Here is a 24275-nt window from a genome sequence, read left to right on the forward strand (position 1 = left end):
AGATTTAACTTTTCACCGGGTGCTCGACCGCCTGCCGGCCGAAATCCGGCACGTCGATATCCTGGCCGGCCTCGATGATCGAACGGCGAACGGCCCGGGTGCGGGTGAACAGGTCGAACAGCTTGTCGCCGTCGCCCCAGCGGATCGCCCGCTGCAGCGAGGCGAGGTCCTCCGAAAAGCGCGCCAGCATTTCCAGGATGGCATCCTTGTTGTGCAGGCACACGTCGCGCCACATGGTCGGGTCGGAGGCGGCCAGACGGGTGAAGTCGCGGAAACCGGAAGCCGAATATTTGATCACTTCCGACTTGGTCACCGATTCCAGATCGTCAGCGGTGCCGACGATGTTGTAGGCGATGATGTGCGGCAGATGCGAGACGATGGCCAGCGTCATGTCATGATGCTGCGGGTCCATCGTGTCGATGTTGGAGCCGCAGCGCCGCCAGAATTCCGACAGCTTTTCCAGCGCGGCCGGATCGGTTCCCGGCAGCGGCGTGAAGATGCACCAGCGGTTTTCGAACAGCTCGGCGAAACCCGCATCCGGGCCCGATTTCTCCGTACCCGCCAGCGGGTGTCCCGGAATGAAGTGCACGCCGTCCGGCACATAGGGCTGCATTTGCGCAATGACGGAGGCCTTGGTCGAACCGACATCGGTGAGGATGGCGCCTTTTTTCAGCGCCGCTGCGATCTCTTGCGCCACCTCGCCCGACGATCCCACCGGCACCGAGACGATGATCAGGTCGGCGTCGCGGACCGCTTCCCTGGCGTCGGTGGTGTAGCTCTCGCCAAGACCGAGCTCCTTCGCCCGTGCCAACGTGGCCGGGCTGCGCGTCGCGATGGCGACATGGCGGGCCAGGCCCTCGCGGCGGATGATTCGGGCCAGCGACGAGCCGATCAGGCCGATGCCGACCAGCGCGATCTTTTCAAACATCGGTGATGTCATTGTTTCAGCTTTTCAGGAATGTCGTGAGGGCATCGATGACGCCGCGATTGGCTTCTTCGGTGCCGACGCTCATGCGCAGCGCATTGGGAAAGCCATAGCCGGTAACGCGCCGCAATATATAGCCGCGCTGGGTGAGGTAGTCGTCCGCCGCCTCAGCCGAATGCTTCTTGTCGTCGGGAAAGTGGATGAGGACGAAATTGCCGACGCTGGGCGTCACGCGCAGCCCAAGCTTCGTCAGTTCTTCATTCAACCAGGTAAGCCAGGTCTCGTTGTGCAACGAACTGCGCTCGACATGGGCGCGGTCGCGGATGGCGGCAATGCCGGCCTCGATCGCTGTTGCGTTGACGTTGAAAGGGCCGCGGACACGGTTGATGGCATCGACGATGTGCAGTGGGCCATACATCCAGCCGATGCGCGCGCCGCCAAGGCCGAGCTTGGACAAGGTGCGGGTCATGACCACATTCTGTGCGCTGCCCGCCAGCTCGATGCCGGCCTCATAGTCATTGCGCCTGACATATTCGGCATAGGCCGCGTCCAACACCAGAAGCACGTTGCCCGGGAGCGCGGAATGCAGGCGGCGGACCTCCTGGAACGGCAGATAGGTGCCGGTCGGGTTGTTGGGATTGGCGAGGAAGATGATTTTGGTCCGCGGCGTCACCGCGGCCAGGATCGCGTCGACGTCGGCGCGCTCCTCAGTTTCCTTCACAGCAACCGGCTTGGCCCCCGCCGACTGAATGTAGATCTTGTAGACCATGAAGGCATGTTCGGTAAAAATCGCCTCATCGCCTGGCGCAAGATAGGTCTGCGCCAGCAGGCCAAGTATCTCGTCGGAACCGTTGGAGCAGATGATGTTTGCCGGGTTGAGGCCATGCACCTCGGCGATCGCCTCGCGCAGCCGGCGGGCGGTGCCGTCGGGATAGACATCGAGCTTGCTGGCCACTTCGCGCGCGGCCTCGATCGCCTTCGGCGACGGGCCGAGCGGGTTCTCGTTCGACGACAATTTATGGACCTTGGCGACGCCGGCCGGTGCCGTGCTCTTGCCCGGCACATAGGCGTCGATGTCCATAATGCCCGCGCGGGGCGTCGGCCGTGCCTTGTCCGCTGTCTTGTCCATGTCGCAAATCCATCGAGAATGCCTCCGTCCGGAGGCCGCAGCGGAAATACAAGCCGTAGCCGCGAATGTCGAGAGGCGGGCAATAGCTGGCCGTTGACGCCGGGCCGCACGAGTTCTAGAAGAACGCAACAGTTCCGTGGTGATTTGGCCGGTCGGCTTGCAGCCACGTTAAACAACTCGCTAAAGGGCCGTTTGCGTGACGTAACCGGCTTTGCGATCGCATTGCCGGTTTTTTATTGCCTGACGGCGGGCAAGGAGAGTCACATGGCCGCGCTCCGCGCTACAAAAACCAACAACGAGGCCGACAACCCGTCGAGCCCTGTGTTGCGTTTTGGCCCTGACAAGCCGCTGAAGCTCGACGCCGGCACGCTTTTGTCGCCGTTCCAGATCGCCTACCAGACATATGGCGCCCTCAACGATGCCCGCACCAACGCCATCCTGGTCTGCCACGCGCTGACCGGCGACCAGCATGTCGCCAGCACCAATCCGGTGACCGGCAAGCCCGGCTGGTGGGAAGTGCTGATCGGTCCCGGCAAGATCATCGACACCAACCGCTTCTTCGTCATTTGCTCCAACGTCATCGGCGGCTGCCTCGGCTCCACCGGTCCGGCCTCGACCAATCCCGCCACCGGCAAGCCCTACGGCCTCGACCTGCCAATCATCACCATCCGCGACATGGTGCGGGCGCAACTGATGCTGGTCGACCATTTCGGCATCGAAAAGCTGTTTTGCGTGCTCGGCGGCTCGATGGGCGGCATGCAGGTGCTGGAATGGGCGTCATGCTATTCCGAGCGCGTCTTCTCGGCCCTGCCGATCGCCACAGGCGCACGCCATTCCTCGCAGAACATCGCCTTCCACGAGGTCGGCCGCCAGGCTGTCATGGCTGATCCGGACTGGCATGGCGGCAAATATTTCGAGCACGGCAAGCGCCCGGAAAAGGGGCTCGCCGTGGCGCGCATGGCCGCCCACATCACCTATCTGTCGGAAGCCGCCCTGCATCGGAAATTCGGCCGCAATCTGCAGGACCGCGAAGCGCTGACCTTCGGTTTCGACGCAGATTTCCAGATCGAAAGCTATCTGCGCCACCAGGGCATGACATTCGTCGACCGCTTCGACGCCAACTCCTACCTCTACATGACCCGTTCGATGGATTATTTCGACCTCGCCGCCGACCATGGCGGCCGGTTGGCAGATGCCTTTGCCGGGACCAAGACCCGCTTCTGCCTGGTGTCCTTCACCTCGGACTGGCTGTTCCCGACCGAGGAGAGCCGCTCGATCGTGCATGCGCTCAACGCCGCCGGCGCCTCCGTCTCCTTCGTCGAGATCGACACCGACCGCGGCCATGATGCCTTCCTGCTCGATGAACCCGAACTGTTTGCCGCCATCAAGGGCTTCATCGGCTCGGCGGCCCGCGCAAGGGGGCTCGCCTCATGAGCGTCAATGGCAGCCAGCGCGTCGACCTCGAAGTCGTGGCCAACCTGATACCGCCGCAGTCGCGGGTGCTCGATGTCGGCTCCGGCGACGGCCTGCTGCTCGAACTCCTGCAGGAGACCAAGCAGGTCGACGGCCGCGGGCTGGAGCTGTCACAGCGCGGCGTCAATGAATGCGTGGCGCGCGGTCTCTCGGTCATCCAGGGCGATGCCGATACCGACCTCGAATTCTATCCGGACAAGGGTTTTGACTTCGTCGTCCTGTCTCAGACGCTGCAGGCGACCCGCAACCCGAAGCTGGTGCTCGACGAGCTGCTGCGAATCGGCAACCGCGCCATCGTCTCCTTCCCCAATTTCGGCCACTGGCGGGTGCGGCTGTCGCTGTTCGTCAAGGGCCGGATGCCGGTGACCGCGGACCTGCCCTATTCCTGGTACGACACGCCCAACATCCATTTCTGCACCATCCGCGACTTCGTCAATCTGGTCGAGGAACTCGGCGCTTCGGTCGAGAAAGCCACCGCGCTCGACGGCAACGGCCAGAAGATCGGCCTGTCGATGCCATGGTGGTTCTGGAATTTCTTCGGCCAGCAAGCGGTGTTCTTGCTGAAGCGGTAGTTTGCCCCTATTCCAGCACGTCCGTCGCCTTGTGCGGGTGCTGAACGCCATCGGCGATGATCACATCGGCGTGGGAGTTGTCGGTGCGCAAGGCCAGAATCTCCCGATAGGCTGATGAATCGTACCAGCCCCACGCATGCGCCCTGTCCGGAAACTCGATGACGATCAGATGCCCGGGCCATTCGTTTTCGACCACGTCCATGTCGCCGCCGTGGACAAGGAAGCGGCCGCCGAACGGCTCCAATGTGGCGTCGATCCTCTGCAGATACTCGACAATCTGCGGGCCCATTGTGACTTGACGCATATGGGCGACGGCGTAGGCGGCCATGGCTGAACTCCCTGTGAGATCGAAGCCCGACGACCGGCTTCGTTGGCGCAATCTGCAGACATGATGGCCATCGGTCGATTACGTCTGGGGTAATCGGCCGGCTTACCGGCGTCCTGGCTCAACAGTTTGTGATGACATTGCCGCTGGTTTTTTGTAGCGTCGAATCGAATGCCATCCCGGGGTAAGGCTTGGACGGCGACCATCAAAACCTCCGGCCTCCAGGCATTTCGGGGCACAATCGAAGCAACATGTCCAAGGCAACCGACCTCGCTCCGCTGATCTCGGTGATCACACCGACGCACAATCGCCGCAGCAAGGTGGTGCGCGCCGTGGAGAGCGTGCTGGCGCAGAATTTTCCCCGGTTCGAACACATTGTCGTCGATGACGGCTCGACCGACGGTACGGCAGCCGCACTTGCCGAAATCCGCGATCCACGGCTGATCTATGTTGGCTCGAAATGGCGCGGCGCCAATGCCGCCCGCAATGCCGGCATCGAGCGGGCGCAGGCGCCGGTGGTGACATTCCTCGATTCAGATGACGTCTATTTGCCGGATCGCCTAGCGCGGACGCTGGAGCAGTTCGACAACAATCCCTCGCTCGAAGTGCTGATCAGTTCCTTCGTGTCGCTGAAGGGCAATCGCCGCACCAACTGCGTCAACCGCGAGGCGCTGCTGAGCCGCGACTCGCTGGAGCGGGCCCTTGTCGCGCAGACCATCTTCATTGCCGGGTCGGCAATCACCGCCCGGCGCGAGTCGCTGCTGGCCATCGGCGGCTACGACAGTGACGTCACGCGCATGCAGGATCGCGAATTGTTGCTGCGCTTTGCCCGTCGCAGCGGCGCGCAGCTGTCCGAAGTGATCGACTGGAAAAAGTACAACTCGGAGAATTCGATCTCCGGTCGCCGGGACGGCTATGTCGAAGCCTATGCGAGCTTGATCGACAAGCACCCCTATATTGCCGACCGCTACCCCTACATTCCGCCTTACATGATCGCCCGGCAGCTCATCGCCGATGCACTCAAGGGCAGGGTTTCGCAGGCGTTCTCCGGCTATATGGCCAACCGGTCGTCGAAGGCGCTTGGCTATTCGCTGCCGCAGCTGTTGCGTGGCTATGTCGGCGGCCGGCGCTGGCGCCGCGATCTCTATGCCGAATTTCGCGACAAATACGGTGCACGGCCGGCCTGAAGTTTGCCGACAAGCCGCGCAGCGGCTTTCCCCTCCGAACTGCCTCAAACCTCATTTGTCGAGTTCCGGCAGATATGGGTCGGAATATAGCCGCCGGTCGCGTTCGCCCTGCAGGCAGTCCATGGGTGCGGCGGCATCGATCGGGACCACAGTCGCATCGGCGATGCCGCTCACCTCCAGGATCAACTTGCGGCGTATGGCGGTGGCGAATTCCGAGGCCGCATAGATCGGCAACACGAAGGAGCCGGGCCCACCGGTGACGCAGTCGTCATAATACTGGTCGAGATGGCTGAAGGTCGGCGACGGGCTGATCAGGATCGGCAGGCCGTTGATGACAATACCCTTGGCTACAGCGGCATCGCGTGTCGTGGCGACGGGCAGCCCGGTGTTGTTGGGACCGTCGCCGGAAATGTCGATGACGCTGCGTGGCGCATCGAACCCCGTGCCCTCGAACAGCCCGGCGCCGAAGGCAAGCGCACCGGAAATCGAGGTGCCGCGAAAGCTGCGGAACGGCCGCGCTTCTATTCTGTCGGCGAAGGCGCTGGCGCTCTCTGCGCTGTCGATCACCTGCCAGGCGATGACGCCATCCTCGCGCACGACGCCCGCCCATTCGAAATAGGCAAGCGCGATGCGCCCGGTGGTTCCCGAGCGCACGGCCTTGATGAAATCGGGATGCCTGAGCGCCTCGACATAGCCAGCGCGCTGCAGCGCGAACTCCCTCTCGTCCATCGACTGTGAGATGTCGACGGCCAGCACCAGTTCGACATCCACGGCAACGGCCGGGGCAGCCACGGGCGTGGTGCAGGCAAGGCAGGCAAGCAGGCTGAGCGCATCGAGCATGGCCGCACCACGGATGTTTCGACCCGTGAATCTTCGCCGCGATCGCGGCGAAATAAAGCCCCTTCTACTTCTTTCGCCGCACGGCCGCTTTCGGCGGCGGGTCGATGGCGCCGGTCCTGACTCGGGCGGGTTTCAGTGGCGCAGCACCCGTATCCTTCACGATGTTCAATGCGCGTGGAAAGAAATGACCATTGTGCAGTCCGCGCCCGATGTTGAGGATCGCGGTTTCCGGCAGGCGTTTCTCCAGCATGGACAGTACCCTTCGCAGCGAAGGACCATCGAACGCGTCCATCGCTTCGTCGATGATCACCCATTTCGGCTGCCGCAAGGCCAGCCTGGCGAAGGCCAGCGACCGCTGTTCGTCATCGTTGAGTTCACGCTCCCAGCGTGCGGAACGGTCGAGCGAGGATGACAGCCGCTCGAGGCCGACCTCGGCCAGCACCGCCCCAAAATCAGCATCGCCAGCCGGCGCCGAGCCATTCGGATGCAGCACTTCGCGTAACGTGCCGGCAGGAAAATACGGAACACGCGGCACGAAAATCGGCGTTTCTCCGGCCGGCAAGCCGATCCGCCCGCTGCCCCAGGGCCAAAGGCCGGCAATGGCGCGGAAGAACAATGTCTTGCCGGCGCCTGGGTCGCCGGTGATCATGACGCGCTCACCGGGATGGATCTCGACATGGCTGTCTGAAAGTTTGGTGCAGCCCTCCGGCGAGGCCACTTGGAGCTTCTCGAAGGTCAGGCTGCCATTGGCGTTATCGCCGAACTCGATGCGCTTTTCCTTGTCGTGCAGCACATCGGTTTCATCGAGCGCAATGCGGAAGTCGGCAACGCGCATCAGCGTGGCGCGCCAGTCGGCGATGCCGCCGATATTGTTGATGAACCAGCGCAGCGACGAGTGCACCTGGTTGAAGGCGCCGACCGCCATCATCAACCCGCCAAAGCTGATATCGCCTGAAAAATAGACCGGCGATGCCACAAGGATCGGCGCCACCACGGTGATCCAGCCATAGGTATCGGTCACCCAGGAAAGGTTGATCTGCGCTTTGTAGATGTTTCGCATCGCGCCCAGCACCGTGCCAAGGTCGATTTCGAGCCGTCTCTTGGCATCGGCTTCGCCGTGATAGAGCGCGATGGCGTCGACATTCTCGTTGACGCGCACCATCCCGGAACGCAGTTCGGCCTCGCGGGTGTAGCGGTCGCTGTTGAGGCGGATCAGCGGCCGCCCGACCAGCCAGCTCAGCCAGGAGGCGATGCCGGCATAGAGGAACGCGGCCCAGACCATGTAGCCCGGTATCGCCAGCGACCAGCCGTTGATGTGGAAGACGAAGCCCGACGAGAGTTGCCAAAGCACGCCGACGAACGACACCAGCAGGATGAAGGATTGCAGCAGGCCGACGCCGAGGTCCGTCGACAGATCGGACAGATGCGCGGCATCCTGCTGCATGCGCTGGTCGGGATTGACGCCGATGGCGCCGGCATTGGCGAGCCGGAAGGCCCGCGCCGGCCGCATCCATTGGTCGATCAGGTCGAGCGTCAGCGCCTCGCGCAGCTTCAGCCGGATCATCTGGTTGAGCCAGGTCTGAGCGATGTTGAGCAGGAGCAGCGTGCCGGCAATCACGGCAAAGATCATCAGCTGATGCAGGAAGGCCGCCATGTCGCGACGCGCCAGCGCATCGTAGAAAGGCTGGTTCCAGCGGTTGAGCAGAACCTGGCCGATCGACGTCGCGACGATGACCGCCATAATGCCGACCGACGTCCAGACCAGCCACTTGCGCACCGGTGAGCCTATCAGCGCCCGTTTTATCGTCGCCACCTGATCGCGCAGGCTGCTGGCTTCGACGGTTACCGGCTGAGCGGTGGCGGACTTGTCCGGTTGATCAGCCATGCACGAGGTCCTTGCGTTCAGAAGCGTTGCTGAAACCAGATGGAGAGACTTGAAGGCATCCGCCGCTCAAACGGACCGCGAATGCATCTGCGACAGATAGGTGGGAAAAACCCAGGCAACACCAGTTTTCATGATGATCACGAAGGTGTCACCTGACGCGTCGTCGATGTCACCCCTTCCGCCCGGCGGCCAAGCCGGGTGGCGCCGTGCGGCGACAGCACCGGCACGAAGACACGGCGCGAAGCGCGCTGCGCGACCGGCACGCCCTGATAGAGCCGCTTCTGCGCCTCGACCACGATGACGCCGGAAAAGATCGGCCAGAACCGCCGGCCGGCGCGCTCCAGCACATTGTGGAACCGCATCATGAAGCGCCGCGGCGATGGCGGGAAGAACAGCGCGTCGGACCAGGCAGCCGGTGTGAAATTCGCCTCGCGCAGCAATTCTGTCAGCTGGCCGCGCGAGAACGGCCGGCCGCTGCCGAACGGCGTGTGCTCGAACCTTGCCCAGACACCGCGCCGGTTGGGCACGACGATGACGACGCGCCCTGCCGGCGACAGCACCCGCCAGATCTCGTTCAGCGTCTCGCGCGGGTTTTCGACATGTTCGAGCGAATGCACGAGCAGCATGCGGTCGATGCAGGAATCGACCAGCGGCAGTTCCTCGTCGAAGACCAGCGCCGTCGCCGTCGGTCCGTTCGCCGGCCAGACGACGGCCCCTTGCGTGGCAGGCATGAAGGCAAACACCCGCTCGGCATCGGTGCCAAACCGCTCCAGCCACGGCAGAGTGTAGCCGAGCCCGACCAGCCGCTCGTTGGGCACTGTTGCCCATATCGACGACAGCGCCATGGTGATCGAGCGTTCTGCCAGGCGGCCGAGCGTGGTCGAATAGAAGGAGCGGAGATCGACGATATCGGAATGCATGCGCGGGACGGTAGCTGCGATGCCGCCCAAGTTCAACAAAGCCGCCACGTTCTGCAAAGCTAGAGTGACATCGGCGGCCAAGCGCCCTATGTCTGCGCCAACAGATGGAGAGATGCCAATGCCCGTCGAAATCGAACAGTTCATGTGCCGCAGCGACAATTTCGGTGTGCTGGTGCATGACCCGAAAAGCGGCGAGACCGCCATTATCGACGCTCCCGAAGAAGCGCCGATCATTGCCGCTATCGAGCGTACCGGCTGGAAGCCGACGATGATCCTGACCACCCACCACCATGTCGACCATGTCGAGGCCAATCTGGCACTGAAGGAGCGCTTCAAGCTGCGCATCGTCGGACCGGAGGCTGAAAGGGAAAAGATCCCCGGCATCGACGAGACCGTCGGGCAAGGCTCGGTCGTCCATCTCGGCGGCGAGCGGATCGATGTCATCGCCACGCCCGGCCACACTGCGGGCCATGTCTCCTATCATTTTCCGGCCTCGAAAGTGGCGTTCACCGCCGACACTTTGTTCGCGCTCGGCTGCGGCCGGCTGTTCGAATGCAAGCCGCCGGTGATGTATGAGTCGCTGAAGAAGCTCGCCGCACTCCCGGCGGACACAGTCATCTATTGCGGCCATGAGTATACGCTTTCGAACGCCCGCTTTGCGTTGACCGTCGACCCGACCAATTCGGCGCTCAGGGAACGCGCCGCCAAGATCGAGACCCTGCGCGCCGACAACAAGGCGACGCTGCCGACCACGATCGGCGAGGAATTGTCGACCAATCCGTTCCTGCGCTGGCACGACCCGGCGATCCGCAAGCATCTCGGTATGGAGGAGGCCTCCGACGCCGAAGTGTTCGCGGAAATCCGCAAGCGCAAGGACAATTTCTGAGCATCGTTCCGGGATCAGCCATGACCAGCGCCGCTGAAATCATCGCCATGCTTGGCCTCAAGCCGCATCCGGAAGGCGGCTGGTATGCCGAGACCTTTCGCGACGGCGCCGGTGGCGCGCGTGGCCATTCGACGGCGATCTATTTCCTCCTTGAACAGGACCAGAATTCGGCCTGGCACCGGGTCAAGGACGCGGCCGAGGTCTGGCATTTCCATGCCGGGGCGCCGCTGGCGCTGTCGATGTGCGAGGAAGGCAGTCCAAAGGTTAACCAGGTGATCGAGCAGGTGCTCGGCATTGAACTTGCGGCGGGCGAGCGGCCGCAGATCGTAGTGCCGGCCGGCTGGTGGCAATCAGCGCGCAGCCTCGGCGAATGGACGTTGGTCGGCTGCACCGTGGCGCCGGGCTTCGACTTCGCCGCGTTTGAAATGGCCGAGCCGGGCTGGCAGCCTTAGGCCAGAAGAAAACCAAGAGTTATGCAGAGCTGGGCGGCATAGTACAGCACCCAGACCGCATAACGGATGCCGGCGCGATAGGGTGCTATTGCCGGAACCAGGAATTTCTCCGCGGCAAGCAGCCCGTCCGATGCCATGAACATAACAGCGCCGCCGATGACCCACGGATTGTCGAGCGTCAACGCCGAGATGCCCATCGCCAGAATGGCCGCGATATAGACGGCGATCGGCACCCGCAGGCCGGGACTGACACGGCGCCAGAGCGCCGCCAGCATGACGACTGCGAAGGCCGCCATGGCAAGCGCGATGGCGCCGCGCCATGTCTCGGTGCTGAGCACATCCAGCCCGCCGCCGCCGCGCAGGAAGAGCGGCACATAGAGGACATGCGCCGCAAGGAAGCTGGCCAGCCCGCCGAGGAAGGCCTTTTCGCCGTCACGCGACAGGAAGGCGTCGCCGACGGCGCTGAGCGCCAGCGCCGCGACGAGCAACAGCTGCCCACCTTGCATGAAGGCCAGCGCCGCAAGCATGGCCACGGCCAGCGTCTTTGCCGCCGAGCGGGCCAGCGTCGGCCGCATATCCAGGGTGAAGGTGTAGATCACCGCTGCCACCAGCGAAAAAATCAATGTGGCGTTGGCATTGGCGTCGATGCCGCCGGCAAACGGCATCGTCATGCGCTTGCTCTACCCGTCGCCGGCTTCCGCACGAACAGCGATTTCGCCGCCAGCGCCGCGCCGCCGGTGATCAGTACGCAGGCCGCCAGGATACGCAGCGACGGCTCGGCAACGCCCGCCGCGATCAGCACCAATGTCGACAGCAGTGGCGCCGCATAGCTTGCCGCGCCGAGCACCTGGATGTTGCCTCGTTTGACGCCGATATCCCAGGCGTAGAAGGCGGCACCCACCGGCATCAACCCCAAACCAACCACCGCCAGCCACTGGCCGGGGCGATCGGGCAGCACCGTCTTTTCCAGCAGAAGATGGCAGATGAGGGACAGGGCTGCCGTGGCGGCGCAGAACCAGGTGACGATCGAGGTCGGCACCGCCGGAAAGCGCCGCGACAGCAGCGAATAGGACGACCACAGTAGCGCACAGACGGCCGCCATCGCATAGCCGAAGGTGTAGCGGGCATCGAAGGCGAGGCCGCCACCCTTGGTGACGATCAGCACGGTCCCGGCGAGCCCGAGCAGCGCGCCGACGACGTGGTTCCAGGCCAGCTTCTCGCCCGGCATCAGCGCTGATCCCAGCACGATCAGCAGCGGCCACAGATAGGCGATCAGGCTTGCCTCCACCGCCGGCGCGTTGCGCAGCGCGGTGAAATAGAAGAAATGGTAGCCGAACAGTCCGGCAATGCCGATCACCCAGACCTGGCGTGGGATCTTCAGGCTTTTATCGGCCGCCGGCATGAACAGCCGGGCAACCAGCCCGACCGCGGTGCCGATGGTGAAGGTGATGGCCGAGAGCAAGAATGGCGGCACGGCGCCCGACGCATCGGTGAGCAACGCCAGCAGCGCCCACATGGCGACCGCCGAGAAACCGATCAGTGTTGCGCGCTCCATGCCCGTCTCCGGCGACGCGCCCCATTTCTATTCGGGTGGGCGCATCTATTCAGTTGCTTCGAACCGCCCCGCGCTGACAGTCAAGGTGCCGATCTGCGTCCCGACCGTGGCGTGGATCGGCGCATATATGCCGGTTTGGCCGAGCGGTGCAAACGTCACCATCATCTGGCTCTTCTTCTTCAGGTAATTCAGCGCCTTGCGGCCCTTGCGGTAGCCTGCCACCGGCTCGAAGCTCATCTTGCAGGTAACGGTGTCGCCCTTGTAGCCCTTGACCGAGATCGATCCTTTCGAGGCGTAGGTCAGCGTCAGGTCGGCGCGCATCTCGCCGTCATAGAATTTCACCTTGCGCCCACAGACCTGGTCGAGGCTGTCAGCATGGATGACGGTAGCCGCCATCGGATCGAGCACCGATGCCAGATCGTTGCTGCCCAGCGGTATCCAGTTTTTGGGATTGCGCTTTTTCGGCTCGGGAATGACCTGGGTGGCGGTCACCGCGCCATTGGCAAAGCGGATATCGACCATGGAAGCCTTCTTGCCGGACTTATAATCGGCGCGAAATACCTGCGGCTGCATCTGCTTGCCCAGGATCTTGCCCTTTGACGAGATCGTGCCGCTCGTGTGGTCGAACAAGGTGGCGAGACCCGCGCTGGAGACGGTGCCGTCTATGGAATAGCTATCGCCTTCGTAGTGGCTGGAAAATGTCGCCTTGGCCACGGAAAGACCGAGGAACGACACCGTGTATTCGCCCTTGAAGGACTGTGCGGTGGCTGCGGGCGCGGCGTCAATGGTTGATGTTGGCAAGGCGGCGACAAATATGGCGACAACGGCATGTGACGGGCGAAGCATGGCGGGCTCGGTCCTTGATTTTTTTTTAACTGGAGGCGGGCGACTCCGGCTTGAGATGTCCCTGTCCGACCGCTTATAGGCTGAATTCCGGCCTTTATGTGAAACGCTCGTCACAGTCGTGGGTAAGCCGGAGCTTGACGCATTGGCGAAATGCAACTATGGAACGCCAACTTTTCCATAAGGCCGCCTGACTGAAACCGCGCGCCACCCGGCGCGGGCGAACAAGGTTTGGCAGGCTTAGACAGAACTGAAGGTTAGAACCATGTCCCGCACCTGCGAACTCACTGCCAAGGCAGTCCAGACCGGCAACAATGTGAGCCACGCCAACAACAAGACCAAGCGCCGCTTCCTGCCGAACCTCGTCAATGTGACGCTGATTTCGGAAGCGCTGAACCAGAATGTGCGCCTGCGCATTTCGGCAAACGCGCTGCGTTCGGTCGAGCATCGCGGCGGCCTCGACGCCTTCCTGGCCAAGGCCGACGCCAAGGAATTGTCGCAGCGCGCGCGCCTGTTGAAGAAGCAGATCGCCAAGAAGCTGGCCGACCAGCCCGCCGCTTAACGATATCAAGGCGGGGGACGACCGCCCTGAGCATCGGAGCAATCCGATGCTCAAAACTTCTAAGGCAGCAGCATCGGAGCAATCCGATGCTCAAAACTTGCAAGGCAGCGCGACCCGAACTTCGGCTAGCGCCTGGCTGGTTCCATTACCCAGGATAAAAAAATGACTTCCTTCTCGCGATATCTGCCCTTTGTGGCCGCCATGGCGCTTGTCGTCGTGGCATCGAACATCCTCGTGCAGTTCCCGATGCAGGGCCAGGCCGGCGGTCTGTCGCTGGGCGACATCCTGACCTGGGGCGCCTTCACCTATCCCTTCTCCTTCCTGGTCACCGACCTTGCCAACCGCCGCTACGGGCCGACCGTGGCGCGCCGCATCGTCCTTGTCGGCTTCATGACCGCTGTGGTCTGCTCGATCCTCGTCCCGCCCTTCCTGTTTCGCCACGGCCTGATCGAGTTCGAGACATCAGCCGACCGGCTGGTGCGCATCGCCGCAGCTTCCGGCGCGGCTTTCCTTTGCGCGCAATTGCTCGACGTCACCGTGTTCAACCGGTTGCGCCGGCAGAGCTGGTGGCGCGCGCCGATCGTCGGCACGCTGGTCGGCTCGGTGTTCGACACCCTGGTATTCTTCAGCATCGCCTTTTCGGCCGCCTTCGCTTTTGCCGGCCCGAACGACAGCTTTGCGCTGGAGACGGCGCCGCTGATGGGCGTGCTGCCGGTCGAGACCATGCGCTGGGTCTCCTGGGCGCTGGGCGACCTCTCGGTGAAGCTGATCATCGCTGTTGTGGCCCTGATCCCCTACCGGCTGCTCGCCGCCCACTGGAGCCAGCCGACCGTGGCTGTCTAGGCCGTGATCCCTTGGGTCCAGCTCGGCTCGGCCAAAACGCCTGACGGCGGACAGGAACTGCGCCTCAAGCAGCGCGGCAGCGAATTCTCGATCATGCTCGGCACCAATGAGCTGATGAACAGCCGCCTCAGCGGCTCCGAAGAAGCGCTGGCCAAGCTCTCCTGTGAAAAGATCGGCGGCCGCGCCCAACCGAAAATCCTGATCGGCGGCCTCGGCATGGGTTTTACGCTGCGCGCTGCGCTTGCCCAATTGGGCGCCGACGCAGGCATCACGGTTGCCGAGCTTGTCCCCGCCGTCATCGCCTGGGCGCGCGGCCCCATGGAGGCGGTCTTCGCCGGCTGTCTCGACGATCCCCGTGTGACGGTTCGCGAAGCCGACGTCGGGCACATCATAAGATCCGACAAGGCAGCCTGGGACGCCATCCTGCTCGATGTCGACAATGGCCCCAAAGGTATCGTCTACAGGGGCAACGACGCCCTCTATGGCGCTGCCGGCCTCGGCGCGGCGCGTGCAGCGCTCAGGCCCGGGGGCGTGCTGGCTGTTTGGTCGCAAGGCCCCGATGCCGGCTTCACACTTAGGCTCAAGCAGGCGGGCTTTGTCGTGGACGAGGTGAAGACGCGCGCCAATGGCAAGCGCGGCGCGCGCCACGTCATCTGGATCGCCACCAAGCCTTAGGGCTCTCTCAATCCTGGTGCAGGATGAATTCCAGATAGAGGTTGCGCTGCAGGATCGAATGGTTGTCGTCCGAGATCAGCGACACCATCAGCGCTCCGTCATCGCGGGTCCAGACGTCGAGTCCTTCCATATTGTCGATCTGGTAGCCCATGTCGGCTTCCATCAGCACCGGCCCGTCGGCAACCGCGCCCTTCTCGACGCTTTCGCCATAGATGCGCCTTAGCCGCATCCTGACACCGCCGGCCATCGAGAAACTGCGCTCCAAAAGCAGCAGGTCGCCATCCGGCAGGAAGGCGCCGTCAGTGATGTCGAAATCACCGTTGCGCTTGACCGTGAAGACGCCCTTGTGCGGCCCTTCGATGATGGCGGCATAGATGTTGCCAGCCTTGTCCAAGCTCTTTTCCGAGACCACGACGAGGCCGCCCGCGTGCTGGCCGTTGGGATTGGCGTGGGTGACGGTCTCGAAACCGCGGTTCTGCCGCAGTTCCCGGGCTGGAACCAGGAAGTTCAGTTGCTTGAACGGCGCAGTCATGTTGCTGGGGTCGATCTTGAACTGGGCGACGCGGTGATCGCGCTCGAAGCCGACGGTTGCAATGCCGTCGTTGACTGCAAGGCCCTCGGCATCGACTTCCCATTTCTTGTCGATCGGCCGGCCCTTCTCATCGACCATCTGCTGCATGCGGAAATTCTGGATGCCGGACGGCCGCTTGTCGGCATCATGGGTGATCGAGCCGAAGAACCAGAAGCCCGTATCGGCGACGCCGATGAAATCGCTGCCGGGTTTGACGAACCGAAATGCCGACAGCGCGCCGAAATCGCGCGTCGTCGAGTTCATCTCAAGACCGCCGACCAATTCCAGCAGCCCAAACTGCTTGTCGGCGCTGCCGATACGGAAGGTGGTGATCGGCCGCGCCGAGACTTCGACCGGCTCGACCGCGCTTGGGCCGGCGGCGATGGCCGGCGCAAACGCCATGCCGAACAAGGCAGTGACCGCGAAGAGCATCTGCCGAAACCCGCCGCGCAAAAAAATCATCCGGCGCGCCGGTAGCCGCCGCGGCGTGTATCGCGCACGTTTTCCTCGGCAAACAGCGAGGCCAGCTGCTCGGTCATGGCGCCGGCCAGTTCCTCGGCATCGACGATGGTGACGGCGCGCCTGTAATAGCGGGTAACGTCGTGGCCGATGCCGATGGCCAGCAGCTCGACCGGCGAGCGCGTCTCGATCAGTTCGATGACGGCGCGCAGATGCCGCTCGAGATAGTTGCCAGGATTGACCGACAGCGTCGAATCGTCCACCGGCGCGCCGTCCGAGATCATCATCAGGATCTTGCGCTGTTCGGGCCGGGCGATCAGCCGGTTGTGCGCCCATAACAACGCCTCGCCGTCGATGTTTTCCTTGAGCAGGCCCTCGCGCATCATCAGGCCGAGATTGCGCCGGGCGCGACGCCACGGATGATCGGCGGATTTGTAGATGATGTGGCGCAGATCGTTGAGCCGGCCGGGGTTCGGCGGCTTGCCGTCCTTCAGCCACTTCTCGCGAGCCTGTCCGCCCTTCCACGCCCGCGTGGTGAAGCCGAGGATCTCGACCGAGACGCCGCAGCGCTCCAGCGTGCGCGCCAGAATGTCGGCACAGGTGGCGGCAACCGTGATCGGCCGACCGCGCATCGACCCCGAATTGTCGAGCACCAGCGTCACCACCGTGTCGCGGAATTTGGTGTCGCGCTCCTGCTTGAACGACAACGGCTGCATCGGGTCGATGACGACACGAACCAGGCGTGCCGGATCGAGATAACCCTCTTCGAGGTCGAAATCCCAGGAACGGTTCTGCTGCGCCATCAGGCGGCGCTGCAGCCGGTTGGCGAGCCGGCCGACGACGCCGGAGAGATTGGCCAACTGCTTGTCGAGGAAGGCGCGCAGCCGGTCGAGTTCTTCTTCCTCGCACAGCTCTTCCGCACCGACCGTCTCGTCGAAGGCGGTGGTGAAAACCTTGTAGTCGATCTCTTTCGGCAGGTTGGCGAAGGGGTTGTCGTTACGGCGCGCCTCGCCCGGCGTTTCGGCGTCCGCATCGTCATCGTCGGAAAGATCGTCGGCAGTGGCGTCGGACGCCTCCGTCTCGGACGACTGTTCGTCATCAGCCGAGGCCTCGGCATCCTCGGACTGCGACTGCTCGGAGCCGGAATCGTCTTCACCGCCCTCCTCGCTCTGCTCCTCGCCTTGCGGCTGGTTGTCGTCATTGTCCTCGGAGTCTTCGGTTTCCTGGTCGTCGCCGAGTTCCTCGGCCATCTCCATGGACGCAAGCATCTCACGCACGACGCGGGCGAAGGCCTGCTGGTCGCCAAGCTTGGCCGACAGTCCGTCGAGATCGGCCTTGGCTTTTTCCTCGACCCAGGGCCGCCAGAGGTCGACCAGCCGTTCGCCGCTCTTCGGGATCGGCCGTCCGGTCAGCTTTTCGCGCACCATCAGCGCCAGCGCCTCCTCGATCGGCGCGTCGGCCTTGTCCTTGACGTCGACAAGGTTGGCCTTGGCGTATTTGTCCTCCAGCATCGAGCCGATATTGTCGGCGACGCCTTGCATGGCGCGGCTGCCGATCGCCTCGACGCGGGCCTGTTCCACGGCGTCATAGATCGAGCGCGCCAGCTTGCCTTCCGGCGCCAGTTTGGTGTGGATGCGCTGATCGTGGCAGGCGCGCTTCAGCGCCATGGAATCGCCCAGGCCACGAGTAATCGCGATGTCTGTCTTGGACGCTTTCTTCGGCAGTTCGGGCAGTCGGGCGCGGCTGCCGGCGAGCGCCGGGCGGTCCTTGGCGAAACCGACTTCGAGCTCCTTGTCGCCGGCGATGGCGCGCATGCAGACGGTGACGGCACGCTTGAAGCTGTCGGCTTCAGACCCCGTCTTCGACTTGTTGCGCGTGTTGTCGCCCGGACCCGCCATCGAGGCTCAGCTTACCCCAGCACCACGTTGGCGGCGCTCTCGGGCAAATCCTCGCCGAAGGCGCGCTGGTAGAACTCGGCCACCACCGAACGCTCCAGCTCGTCGCACTTGTTGAGGAAGGTCAGCCGGAACGCCATGCCGATATTGCCGAAGATCTCGGCATTTTCGGCCCAGGTGATGACGGTACGCGGGCTCATCACGGTCGACAGATCGCCATTGATGAAGGCCGAGCGCGTCATGTCGGCGACGCGCACCATCTTGTTGACGATGTCCTTGCCCTTGCCGTCGCGATAGTGCTTGGCCTTGGCCAGCACGATGTTCACCTCATTGTCGTGCGGCAGGTAGTTCAGCGTGGTGACGATCGACCAGCGATCCATCTGCGCCTGGTTGATCTGCTGCGTGCCGTGATAGAGGCCGGTGGTGTCGCCGAGGCCGACCGTGTTGGCGGTCGAAAACAGCCGGAACGCCGGATGCGGGCGGATGACCCGGCTCTGGTCGAGCAGCGTCAGGCGGCCCGACGATTCCAGCACGCGCTGGATGACGAACATCACGTCCGGACGGCCTGCATCGTACTCGTCGAAGCAGAGCGCGACATTGTGCTGGTAGGCCCAGGGCAGGATGCCGTCGCGGAATTCGGTGATCTGCAGGCCATCCTTGACGACGATGGCGTCCTTGCCGACGAGGTCGATACGGCTGACATGGCTGTCGAGGTTGACGCGCACGCAGGGCCAGTTAAGGCGGGCGGCGACCTGTTCGATATGGGTCGATTTGCCGGTGCCGTGATAGCCAGACACCATGACGCGGCGATTGTAGGCAAAGCCGGCAAGGATCGCCAGCGTCGTCGCCTTGTCGAACAGATAATCCGGATCGATGTCCGGCACATGTTCCGAGGTCACCGAATAGGCCGGCACCACCATCTTGGACTCGAAGCCGAATTTGTCTTTCACCGACACCGTCGTGTCGGGCAAATTGGCGATGTCGCGATCGACCTTGTTCATCTCTATCCAAGTCTCCACGGGCGAAATGCCTGATTTCGCCGGCAATCGATTTTGTCCGGGGGCGGTCTTAGAGCCTTTTCCACCCTTATGAAAGTTGGAAAACGACACGAACCGTTAGGTTGCTCAGCACAAACCCGCCTGCTTGAGCACGCGATAGGCCTGCAGCACATCGCGGAACCGGTCTTCCGAACCTCTATCGCCGCCATTCGCATCCGGATGGTGGCGCTTCACAAGTTCCTTATAGCGCGCCTTGATGTCCTTGCCAGTCGCCTTTGTATCAAGGCCAAGCGTTTCCAGCGCCTTGGCCTCAAGCGGCTTGGCCTTGCGTTCGCGCGCCTCGCGCGGGTCCTTCGGCCCTTTGAACAGATCGAAGGGATCGCGCATGCGGTTGTAATAGCCGGCGCGACCGGAACGCTGCTGGGCGAAATCGGGCGAGGAGCGCGTCGAGGCGCCGGCGACGCCCATCTTCCATGTCGGCCGGTGGCCGGTCATCGCTTCCTTCTGGAAGCGGGCTATCTCGGTGTCCGGCACGCCGGAGAAGTAGTTGAAACCCTTGTTGTATTCGCGCACATGATCGAAGCAGAACTGAAAATACTCGCCTTCCTTCATGCGTCCGACCGGCGCCCGGTGGGTACCGGCCTCCTTGCAGCCGTCCCACTGGCAGATCGGCGAGTGCGACTTCAGCTCCGCATCCTTGTCGGGACGGACCCGAATTTTCTCGAAATATTTGGGGTACGGTTTCATCTCACCCATTTATGGGCTGTTCGCACGTGCGAAACAAGAATTGACATTTTCGCGATCATCGCCCTAACCGCTGAATCGCGGCATAAAGCAGGGCGAATGGCGATTTTTGAGGCGGCCCGGCGGGATCGATCCCGATTTCCCGATCACGCCTTGCAGATATGGTGAAGGGAGATGGCGATGTCCATACAGGCGACGATGGAAGACAAGCTGAACAAGGCGTTTTCGCCGGAGCGGCTGGCGATCGTCAATGAAAGCCACCTTCATGCCGGTCATCACCACCACGGCTCCGACGATCACGGTGCCTATGACGGCACCGGCGAGACGCATTTTCGCGTCCGCATCGTCTCATCCGTCTTTGCCGGCATGAGCCGCATCGACCGCCACCGCGCCGTCAACGAATTGCTCGCAGCGGAGCTGCAAGCCGGCGTCCATGCGCTGGCAATCGAACCGGCTGCACCCGGCGAAAAGACCCGTTGGTAAGTCTCTCCGCCTCAGATCACCGCTTCGATGAGAAACGGTCCCGGACGCGACAGGGCACTGTCGAGCAGCGCGTCGAACCGCTCGCACGTGTCGGCGCGGGCCGCCTCGACGCCCATGCCTTTGGCCAGCGCAACCCAGTCCAGCGCCGGATGGTCGAGATCGAGCATGCGCCTAGCGTTCTCGCCGATCTCATTGACCCCGACATTCTTCATTTCGCCATGCAGGATGGCGTAGGTCCGGTTGGAAAAGATGATGGTCACGACGTCAAGCTTTTCCCTGGCCTGGGTCCACAGTCCCTGCACCGTGTACATGCCGCTGCCGTCGGCCTCGAGATTGATCACCTTGCGGTCCGGGCAGGCGATCGCTGCTCCTGTCGCCATCGGAATGCCGCCGCCGATCGATCCGCCCGTACCCATCATGTAGTCGTGCGGCGCCGCAAAGGCGGATAGCGCGAAGAACCGTCTCGCCGAGGTGACCGCTTCGTCGCAGACGATGGCATTGGCCGGAAGTTTGCGCGCCACCGACAGCGCGATGGCATCGTCCGTCAGTCTGCCGCTCAGCGTCGGTTCGTCTGGAAAGGCGGTTGCGGCGGCGAATTGCTGCGTCGGCTTGATGCCGACCTCGGCAGCCAGCGCCTCCAGCGCCGCTTTCAGATCCTGGCCATGCGCCGCCAGCGAAAGCACCTTGCAATCGTCCCGAACCAGCCGCCCGGGCTTGCCGGGATAGGCGAAGAAGGCAACCGGCTCCTTGGCGCCGACCAGCACCAGCAAGTCGATATCCCGGAGCATGGCCGTCGCCGCATCGACCGGATAGGGAATGCGGGTCGGGGCGAACCGCCCGCGGCCGCGCTGCATGCGGGCGATCAGAACCTCACTGAACAGCCTGACATCGCTTCCCGATGACATTCTCCCTGCGATTTCAAGTCCATCGGCGCGCGCCGCCTGCCCACGCACCACCATGCCGACACGGCCCGGCGCGGCGCGGATTGCTTCGGCGATCGTGCGCACAACAGCCATGTCGACGGCGGGCGGCGGCTCCAGCTTCACCTTGCCAGGCGAAATCGCAGCAACTTCGCCCCAGGCGGCATCCGCAGGCAGGATCAAGGTCGTGACGCCAGGCGGCGTGAGTGAGGCGCGGAAAGCCGCCTCTGCGGCCGGCACAATATCGGCCGGCCCCTTGACGCGGCCAACCCAGTTCGACATCGGCGACGCCAGGCCTTCTATGTCGCTGGTCAGCGGGGCATCGAGCGGCAGATGGTAGGAAGCATGGTCGCCGACAATGTTGATCATCGGGCTGCGCGCACGCCTTGCGTTGTGCATGTTGGCCAAACCGTTGGCGAGACCCGGTCCGGTATGCAGCAACGTTGCTGCCGGGCGGTCGGTCATGCGCGCATAGCCGTCGGCGGCGCCGGTCACCACGCCCTCGAACAGGCCGAGCACGCAGCGCATCTGAGGTTTGCGGTCCAGTGCGGCAACGAAATGCATTTCGGATGTGCCAGGATTGGCGAAGCAGACCGTGACGTCATTGGCCAGGAGCACGTCGCACAGCAGATCGGCGCCATTCATGATTTTCTTTCCCAATCGACAACTCAGGAACAATTGCACCTGTAGCCGCCGGGTCGGCAATGTCCCGCCGGGGCTTTTGGTCTGATCCAGGACGCCTCGCGGGGATCGGGGATCAACCGACGGTCCATTCAGGAAGGCCAGCATCGCGGCGGTCAACGCGTCGCCGTCCTCGCCGAAGTCGTGATTGATCGACATATGCGTGTAGGCGTTGCCGTCGAACAGCGTCACTTCAGTGCCGATGGCGCGCAGGCGTTTGGCAAAGCCTTCGATTGGTCGTCGCGGCCTTCGGCGCGCGAATAGGCGATGAAGGTCGGCGGATGCTTGTGTCCATCGAGATAGCTGGCCGGCGACAACGCCGCCCATCAGCGCCGCAGCACCGGGCAACCCGCCATTCCAGCCACTCCGAATGTTTCCTCCCAAGCCTTCTACCCGGATTGCAGCCACTCTCCTTCATGTGAAGGGAACCAACAATGCTTTCCGACAGTTGAAGGTGATGAGGCGATTGGAATCCAGATCGGCTCCGAGGGCAGAACATCATGCGTGCAACCCAATCCGACGTCTTCGATCTTTTTTCGGAAATTTATGCCAATGCGGCGGACGAAGAGGTCAGCATCCAACAGTATCTTCTTGCCTGTCGGGAAGACAAATCGATGTACGCTTCGGCTCCCGAAAGGATGGTCGACGCAATCGGCGAACCAAAACTGGTTGACACCAGCAAAGACGAGCGGCTCGGCCGCATTTTCTCGAATCGGACCCTCAAGGTCTACCCTCATTTTTCCGACTTCTATGGAATGGAGGATACGATCGAGCGCATAGCCGGGTATTTCCGCTATGCCTCGCAGGGGCTCGAAGAACGCAAGCAGATCCTCTATCTCCTCGGCCCGGTCGGCGGCGGCAAATCCTCTCTGGCCGAGCGCCTGAAGAAACTGATGGAGCAGCGCCCGATCTACACGCTGAAGGTCGGCAACCAGATCAGCCCGGTTTTCGAGTCGCCGCTTGGGCTGTTCCATCCCGATCACATGGGTGATCTGCTAGAGGATAAATACGGCATAGCCCGGCGCCGGCTGAACGGATTGATTTCGCCATGGGCGGCCAAGCGCCTCGACGAATTGTCTGGCGACATCTCCAAATTCAGCGTCGTCAAGCTGATGCCTTCGCGGCTGCGCCAGATCGGCATTGCCAAGACCGAACCTGGCGATGAGAACAATCAGGATGTCTCGGCCCTGGTCGGCAAGGTCGACATCAGGCAATTGGAAAATTTTAGCCAGTCCGACCCCGATGCCTATTCCTATAGCGGTGGCCTGAACCGGACCACGCAAGGTCTGCTTGAATTCGTCGAGATGTTCAAGGCACCCATCAAGGTTTTGCATCCGCTGCTGACCGCAACACAGGAAGGCAGCTACAACGGCACTGAAAATTTCGGCGCCTTTCCCTACCAGGGGATCATCGTCGCCCATTCCAACGAGTCGGAATGGCAACAGTTCAAGAGCAACAAGAACAATGAGGCGTTTCTCGATCGCATCCTGGTGGTCAAGGTACCCTATTGCCTGCGGATCACCGAAGAGAGGCAGATCTATGAGAAATTGCTGCGTGAGAGCGAGTTGGCCGCCAGCCCCTGTGCCCCTGAAGTTTTGGACATCCTCAGCCGCTTTGCAGTTTCGACGCGCTTGGCCGAGCACGACAACTCGCCGCTCTACACCAAGATGCGCGCCTATGACGGCGAAAATCTGAAGGAAGTCGATCCCAGGGCAAAGTCGGTCCAAGAATATCGCGACGCCGCCGGCGTCGATGAAGGCATGACGGGCGTCAGCACGCGCTTTGCCTTTAAGATCCTTTCGCAGACATTCAACTTCGATAATGAGGAGGTGGCCGCGGATCCTGTGCATCTGATGTACATTCTGGAGGAGGCGATCAAGCGGGAGCAGTTCCCGAAGGAAACGGAAGCGGCCTATCTTGAATTCATCAAGTCGGAGCTTGCGGCGCGCTACGCCGAGTTCATCGGCCACGAAATCCAGAAGGCCTATCTGGAGTCCTATAGCGAATACGGCCAGAACCTCTTCGACCGCTACATCGCCTATGCGGATGCCTGGATTGAGGACCAGGACTACAAGGACCCCGACACCGGCCAGATCCTCAACCGGGAGATCCTGGACAACGAACTTTCGCAGGTCGAGAAACCGGCAGGCATCGCCAATCCCAAGGACTTCCGTAACGAGGTGGTGAAGTTCACTCTGCGCGCTCGCGCAAGAAACCACGGCCGCAACCCGTCATGGACCAGCTATGAAAAACTGCGCGAGGTCATCGAGAAGCGGATGTTCGGACAGGTCGAGGACCTCTTGCCGGTGATCAGCTTCGGCTCCAAGCAAGACAGCGTTACGGAAAAGCGCCACAACGAATTCGTGCAGCGCATGATCGAGCGTGGCTACACAGAACGGCAGGTACGCCGGCTGGTGGACTGGTACATGCGGGTGAACAAGGCGGGTTGACA

Annotated in this window: 24 protein-coding genes and 1 riboswitch; of the genes, 10 read left to right on the forward strand and 14 right to left on the reverse strand. The window is 62.7% G+C overall.

Features of this window, described 5'->3' with window-relative positions:
• Positions 1-4: 4 nt before the first annotated feature.
• Both NKI15_RS12950 and hisC read right to left on the reverse strand, forming a co-directional pair.
• Entirely contained in the window at positions 5-940 is a 936-nt protein-coding gene (locus tag NKI15_RS12950; RefSeq protein WP_352886192.1) for a prephenate/arogenate dehydrogenase family protein, read from the reverse strand.
• A 4-nt stretch (positions 941-944) separates the two neighbouring features.
• Complete coding sequence (hisC, locus tag NKI15_RS12955; protein WP_352514771.1) at positions 945-2054, reverse strand: histidinol-phosphate transaminase; 1110 nt, start codon at positions 2052-2054, stop codon at positions 945-947.
• 126 nt (positions 2055-2180) lie between these two features.
• Positions 2181-2258, forward strand: a riboswitch (SAM riboswitch).
• Between the two features lie 60 nt (positions 2259-2318).
• Between hisC and metX the strand changes: the two genes are divergently transcribed.
• Positions 2319-3488: a homoserine O-acetyltransferase MetX gene (gene metX / locus NKI15_RS12960; RefSeq protein ID WP_023685352.1), complete on the forward strand. Its 1170-nt coding sequence runs from the start codon at positions 2319-2321 to the stop codon at positions 3486-3488.
• The gene (metW, locus tag NKI15_RS12965; RefSeq protein ID WP_023685353.1) at positions 3485-4099 is read left to right on the forward strand and encodes a methionine biosynthesis protein MetW; all 615 of its coding nucleotides are present in this window, start codon (positions 3485-3487) and stop codon (positions 4097-4099) included. The genes metX and metW overlap by 4 nt, the downstream gene beginning before the upstream one ends.
• A gap of 7 nt (positions 4100-4106) precedes the next feature.
• On the opposite strand, the gene NKI15_RS12970 is transcribed toward metW, so the two are convergent.
• Positions 4107-4427 carry a DUF1330 domain-containing protein gene (locus NKI15_RS12970; protein ID WP_023694041.1) on the reverse strand — a complete coding sequence of 107 codons (321 nt, stop codon included), beginning with the start codon at positions 4425-4427 and terminating at the stop codon, positions 4107-4109.
• Positions 4428-4675: 248 nt separating this feature from the next.
• Between NKI15_RS12970 and NKI15_RS12975 the strand changes: the two genes are divergently transcribed.
• Positions 4676-5611, forward strand: coding sequence for a glycosyltransferase family 2 protein (locus NKI15_RS12975; protein ID WP_023673297.1), 936 nt, complete (start codon positions 4676-4678; stop codon positions 5609-5611).
• Positions 5612-5662: 51 nt separating this feature from the next.
• On the opposite strand, the gene NKI15_RS12980 is transcribed toward NKI15_RS12975, so the two are convergent.
• The 3 genes from NKI15_RS12980 to NKI15_RS12990 all read right to left on the reverse strand — a co-directional run bounded on the left by NKI15_RS12980 (position 5663) and on the right by NKI15_RS12990 (position 9256).
• Complete coding sequence (locus NKI15_RS12980) at positions 5663-6451, reverse strand: DUF1194 domain-containing protein (RefSeq protein WP_352514772.1); 789 nt, start codon at positions 6449-6451, stop codon at positions 5663-5665.
• Between the two features lie 64 nt (positions 6452-6515).
• Positions 6516-8336 (reverse strand): ABC transporter ATP-binding protein/permease, encoded by a 1821-nt coding sequence (locus tag NKI15_RS12985; RefSeq protein WP_023737439.1) that lies wholly within the window; start codon positions 8334-8336, stop codon positions 6516-6518.
• Between the two features lie 137 nt (positions 8337-8473).
• Positions 8474-9256, reverse strand: a complete 783-nt coding sequence (locus NKI15_RS12990; protein ID WP_023818473.1) for a class I SAM-dependent methyltransferase — start codon at positions 9254-9256, stop codon at positions 8474-8476.
• A 118-nt stretch (positions 9257-9374) separates the two neighbouring features.
• On the opposite strand from NKI15_RS12990, the gene gloB reads away from it, so the two are divergent.
• Positions 9375-10142, forward strand: a complete 768-nt coding sequence (gene gloB, locus NKI15_RS12995; RefSeq protein WP_352514773.1) for a hydroxyacylglutathione hydrolase — start codon at positions 9375-9377, stop codon at positions 10140-10142.
• A gap of 20 nt (positions 10143-10162) precedes the next feature.
• On the forward strand, positions 10163-10594 hold the full coding sequence (locus NKI15_RS13000; protein WP_352514774.1) for a cupin domain-containing protein: 432 nt from the start codon (positions 10163-10165) through the stop codon (positions 10592-10594).
• On the opposite strand, the gene NKI15_RS13005 is transcribed toward NKI15_RS13000, so the two are convergent.
• From NKI15_RS13005 to NKI15_RS13015, 3 genes are read right to left on the reverse strand one after another with little or no spacing between them, the layout of a single operon-like run.
• A complete protein-coding gene (locus NKI15_RS13005; protein ID WP_352514775.1) occupies positions 10591-11265 on the reverse strand; it encodes a lysoplasmalogenase family protein in 675 nt (224 codons plus the stop codon). The two genes, NKI15_RS13000 and NKI15_RS13005, sit on opposite strands and share 4 nt — an antisense overlap.
• Complete coding sequence (gene yddG / locus NKI15_RS13010; protein ID WP_352514776.1) at positions 11262-12149, reverse strand: aromatic amino acid exporter YddG; 888 nt, start codon at positions 12147-12149, stop codon at positions 11262-11264. The genes NKI15_RS13005 and yddG overlap by 4 nt, the downstream gene beginning before the upstream one ends.
• Before the next feature lie 45 nt (positions 12150-12194).
• Complete coding sequence (locus NKI15_RS13015) at positions 12195-12995, reverse strand: DUF3108 domain-containing protein (protein ID WP_352514777.1); 801 nt, start codon at positions 12993-12995, stop codon at positions 12195-12197.
• Between the two features lie 262 nt (positions 12996-13257).
• On the opposite strand from NKI15_RS13015, the gene rpmB reads away from it, so the two are divergent.
• The 3 genes from rpmB to NKI15_RS13030 all read left to right on the forward strand — a co-directional run bounded on the left by rpmB (position 13258) and on the right by NKI15_RS13030 (position 15072).
• Positions 13258-13554, forward strand: coding sequence for a 50S ribosomal protein L28 (gene rpmB, locus NKI15_RS13020; RefSeq protein WP_023670682.1), 297 nt, complete (start codon positions 13258-13260; stop codon positions 13552-13554).
• Between the two features lie 162 nt (positions 13555-13716).
• Positions 13717-14397 carry a queuosine precursor transporter gene (locus tag NKI15_RS13025; protein ID WP_023714982.1) on the forward strand — a complete coding sequence of 227 codons (681 nt, stop codon included), beginning with the start codon at positions 13717-13719 and terminating at the stop codon, positions 14395-14397.
• Between the two features lie 3 nt (positions 14398-14400).
• Positions 14401-15072: a polyamine aminopropyltransferase gene (locus tag NKI15_RS13030; RefSeq protein ID WP_352886194.1), complete on the forward strand. Its 672-nt coding sequence runs from the start codon at positions 14401-14403 to the stop codon at positions 15070-15072.
• Positions 15073-15079: 7 nt separating this feature from the next.
• Here NKI15_RS13030 and NKI15_RS13035 read toward each other — a convergent pair whose 3' ends face one another.
• From NKI15_RS13035 to NKI15_RS13050, 4 genes are all read right to left on the reverse strand, one after another.
• Positions 15080-16105: an esterase-like activity of phytase family protein gene (locus NKI15_RS13035; RefSeq protein WP_352514779.1), complete on the reverse strand. Its 1026-nt coding sequence runs from the start codon at positions 16103-16105 to the stop codon at positions 15080-15082.
• A complete protein-coding gene (gene cobT, locus NKI15_RS13040) occupies positions 16102-18000 on the reverse strand; it encodes a cobaltochelatase subunit CobT (RefSeq protein WP_023706318.1) in 1899 nt (632 codons plus the stop codon). The genes NKI15_RS13035 and cobT overlap by 4 nt, the downstream gene beginning before the upstream one ends.
• An 11-nt stretch (positions 18001-18011) precedes the next feature.
• Positions 18012-18998, reverse strand: coding sequence for a cobaltochelatase subunit CobS (cobS, locus tag NKI15_RS13045; protein ID WP_023670677.1), 987 nt, complete (start codon positions 18996-18998; stop codon positions 18012-18014).
• A 123-nt stretch (positions 18999-19121) separates the two neighbouring features.
• Entirely contained in the window at positions 19122-19751 is a 630-nt protein-coding gene (locus tag NKI15_RS13050; protein ID WP_032887126.1) for a J domain-containing protein, read from the reverse strand.
• A 168-nt stretch (positions 19752-19919) separates the two neighbouring features.
• Here NKI15_RS13050 and NKI15_RS13055 point away from each other — a divergent pair, with 168 nt between their 5' ends.
• Entirely contained in the window at positions 19920-20222 is a 303-nt protein-coding gene (locus NKI15_RS13055; protein WP_023670675.1) for a BolA family protein, read from the forward strand.
• Positions 20223-20233: 11 nt separating this feature from the next.
• Here the strand turns inward: NKI15_RS13055 and NKI15_RS13060 are convergent, their stop codons facing one another.
• Positions 20234-21787, reverse strand: coding sequence for an acetolactate synthase large subunit (locus NKI15_RS13060; RefSeq protein WP_023701378.1), 1554 nt, complete (start codon positions 21785-21787; stop codon positions 20234-20236).
• Positions 21788-22323: 536 nt separating this feature from the next.
• Between NKI15_RS13060 and NKI15_RS13065 the strand changes: the two genes are divergently transcribed.
• Complete coding sequence (locus NKI15_RS13065; protein WP_023714986.1) at positions 22324-24273, forward strand: PrkA family serine protein kinase; 1950 nt, start codon at positions 22324-22326, stop codon at positions 24271-24273.
• Positions 24274-24275 lie beyond the last annotated feature (2 nt).

Origin of the sequence: Mesorhizobium sp. M0862 (assembly GCF_040319795.1) — a bacterium.
In the GTDB taxonomy this organism is placed as follows: Bacteria; Pseudomonadota; Alphaproteobacteria; order Rhizobiales; family Rhizobiaceae; genus Mesorhizobium.

Excerpts from the sequence above, each read along its gene's own strand:
- NKI15_RS12950 (WP_352886192.1), bottom strand. The coding sequence starts at position 940 with ATGACATCACCGATGTTTGAAAAGATCGCGCTGGTCGGCATCGGCCTG.
- hisC (WP_352514771.1), bottom strand. The coding sequence starts at position 2,054 with ATGGACAAGACAGCGGACAAGGCACGGCCGACGCCCCGCGCGGGCATT.
- metX (WP_023685352.1), top strand. The coding sequence starts at position 2,319 with ATGGCCGCGCTCCGCGCTACAAAAACCAACAACGAGGCCGACAACCCG.
- metW (WP_023685353.1), top strand. The coding sequence starts at position 3,485 with ATGAGCGTCAATGGCAGCCAGCGCGTCGACCTCGAAGTCGTGGCCAAC.
- NKI15_RS12970 (WP_023694041.1), bottom strand. The coding sequence starts at position 4,427 with ATGGCCGCCTACGCCGTCGCCCATATGCGTCAAGTCACAATGGGCCCG.
- NKI15_RS12975 (WP_023673297.1), top strand. The coding sequence starts at position 4,676 with ATGTCCAAGGCAACCGACCTCGCTCCGCTGATCTCGGTGATCACACCG.
- NKI15_RS12980 (WP_352514772.1), bottom strand. The coding sequence starts at position 6,451 with ATGCTCGATGCGCTCAGCCTGCTTGCCTGCCTTGCCTGCACCACGCCC.
- NKI15_RS12985 (WP_023737439.1), bottom strand. The coding sequence starts at position 8,336 with ATGGCTGATCAACCGGACAAGTCCGCCACCGCTCAGCCGGTAACCGTC.
- NKI15_RS12990 (WP_023818473.1), bottom strand. The coding sequence starts at position 9,256 with ATGCATTCCGATATCGTCGATCTCCGCTCCTTCTATTCGACCACGCTC.
- gloB (WP_352514773.1), top strand. The coding sequence starts at position 9,375 with ATGCCCGTCGAAATCGAACAGTTCATGTGCCGCAGCGACAATTTCGGT.
- NKI15_RS13000 (WP_352514774.1), top strand. The coding sequence starts at position 10,163 with ATGACCAGCGCCGCTGAAATCATCGCCATGCTTGGCCTCAAGCCGCAT.
- NKI15_RS13005 (WP_352514775.1), bottom strand. The coding sequence starts at position 11,265 with ATGACGATGCCGTTTGCCGGCGGCATCGACGCCAATGCCAACGCCACA.
- yddG (WP_352514776.1), bottom strand. The coding sequence starts at position 12,149 with ATGGAGCGCGCAACACTGATCGGTTTCTCGGCGGTCGCCATGTGGGCG.
- NKI15_RS13015 (WP_352514777.1), bottom strand. The coding sequence starts at position 12,995 with ATGCTTCGCCCGTCACATGCCGTTGTCGCCATATTTGTCGCCGCCTTG.
- rpmB (WP_023670682.1), top strand. The coding sequence starts at position 13,258 with ATGTCCCGCACCTGCGAACTCACTGCCAAGGCAGTCCAGACCGGCAAC.
- NKI15_RS13025 (WP_023714982.1), top strand. The coding sequence starts at position 13,717 with ATGACTTCCTTCTCGCGATATCTGCCCTTTGTGGCCGCCATGGCGCTT.
- NKI15_RS13035 (WP_352514779.1), bottom strand. The coding sequence starts at position 16,105 with ATGATTTTTTTGCGCGGCGGGTTTCGGCAGATGCTCTTCGCGGTCACT.
- cobT (WP_023706318.1), bottom strand. The coding sequence starts at position 18,000 with ATGGCGGGTCCGGGCGACAACACGCGCAACAAGTCGAAGACGGGGTCT.
- cobS (WP_023670677.1), bottom strand. The coding sequence starts at position 18,998 with ATGAACAAGGTCGATCGCGACATCGCCAATTTGCCCGACACGACGGTG.
- NKI15_RS13050 (WP_032887126.1), bottom strand. The coding sequence starts at position 19,751 with ATGGGTGAGATGAAACCGTACCCCAAATATTTCGAGAAAATTCGGGTC.
- NKI15_RS13055 (WP_023670675.1), top strand. The coding sequence starts at position 19,920 with ATGTCCATACAGGCGACGATGGAAGACAAGCTGAACAAGGCGTTTTCG.
- NKI15_RS13060 (WP_023701378.1), bottom strand. The coding sequence starts at position 21,787 with ATGAATGGCGCCGATCTGCTGTGCGACGTGCTCCTGGCCAATGACGTC.
- NKI15_RS13065 (WP_023714986.1), top strand. The coding sequence starts at position 22,324 with ATGCGTGCAACCCAATCCGACGTCTTCGATCTTTTTTCGGAAATTTAT.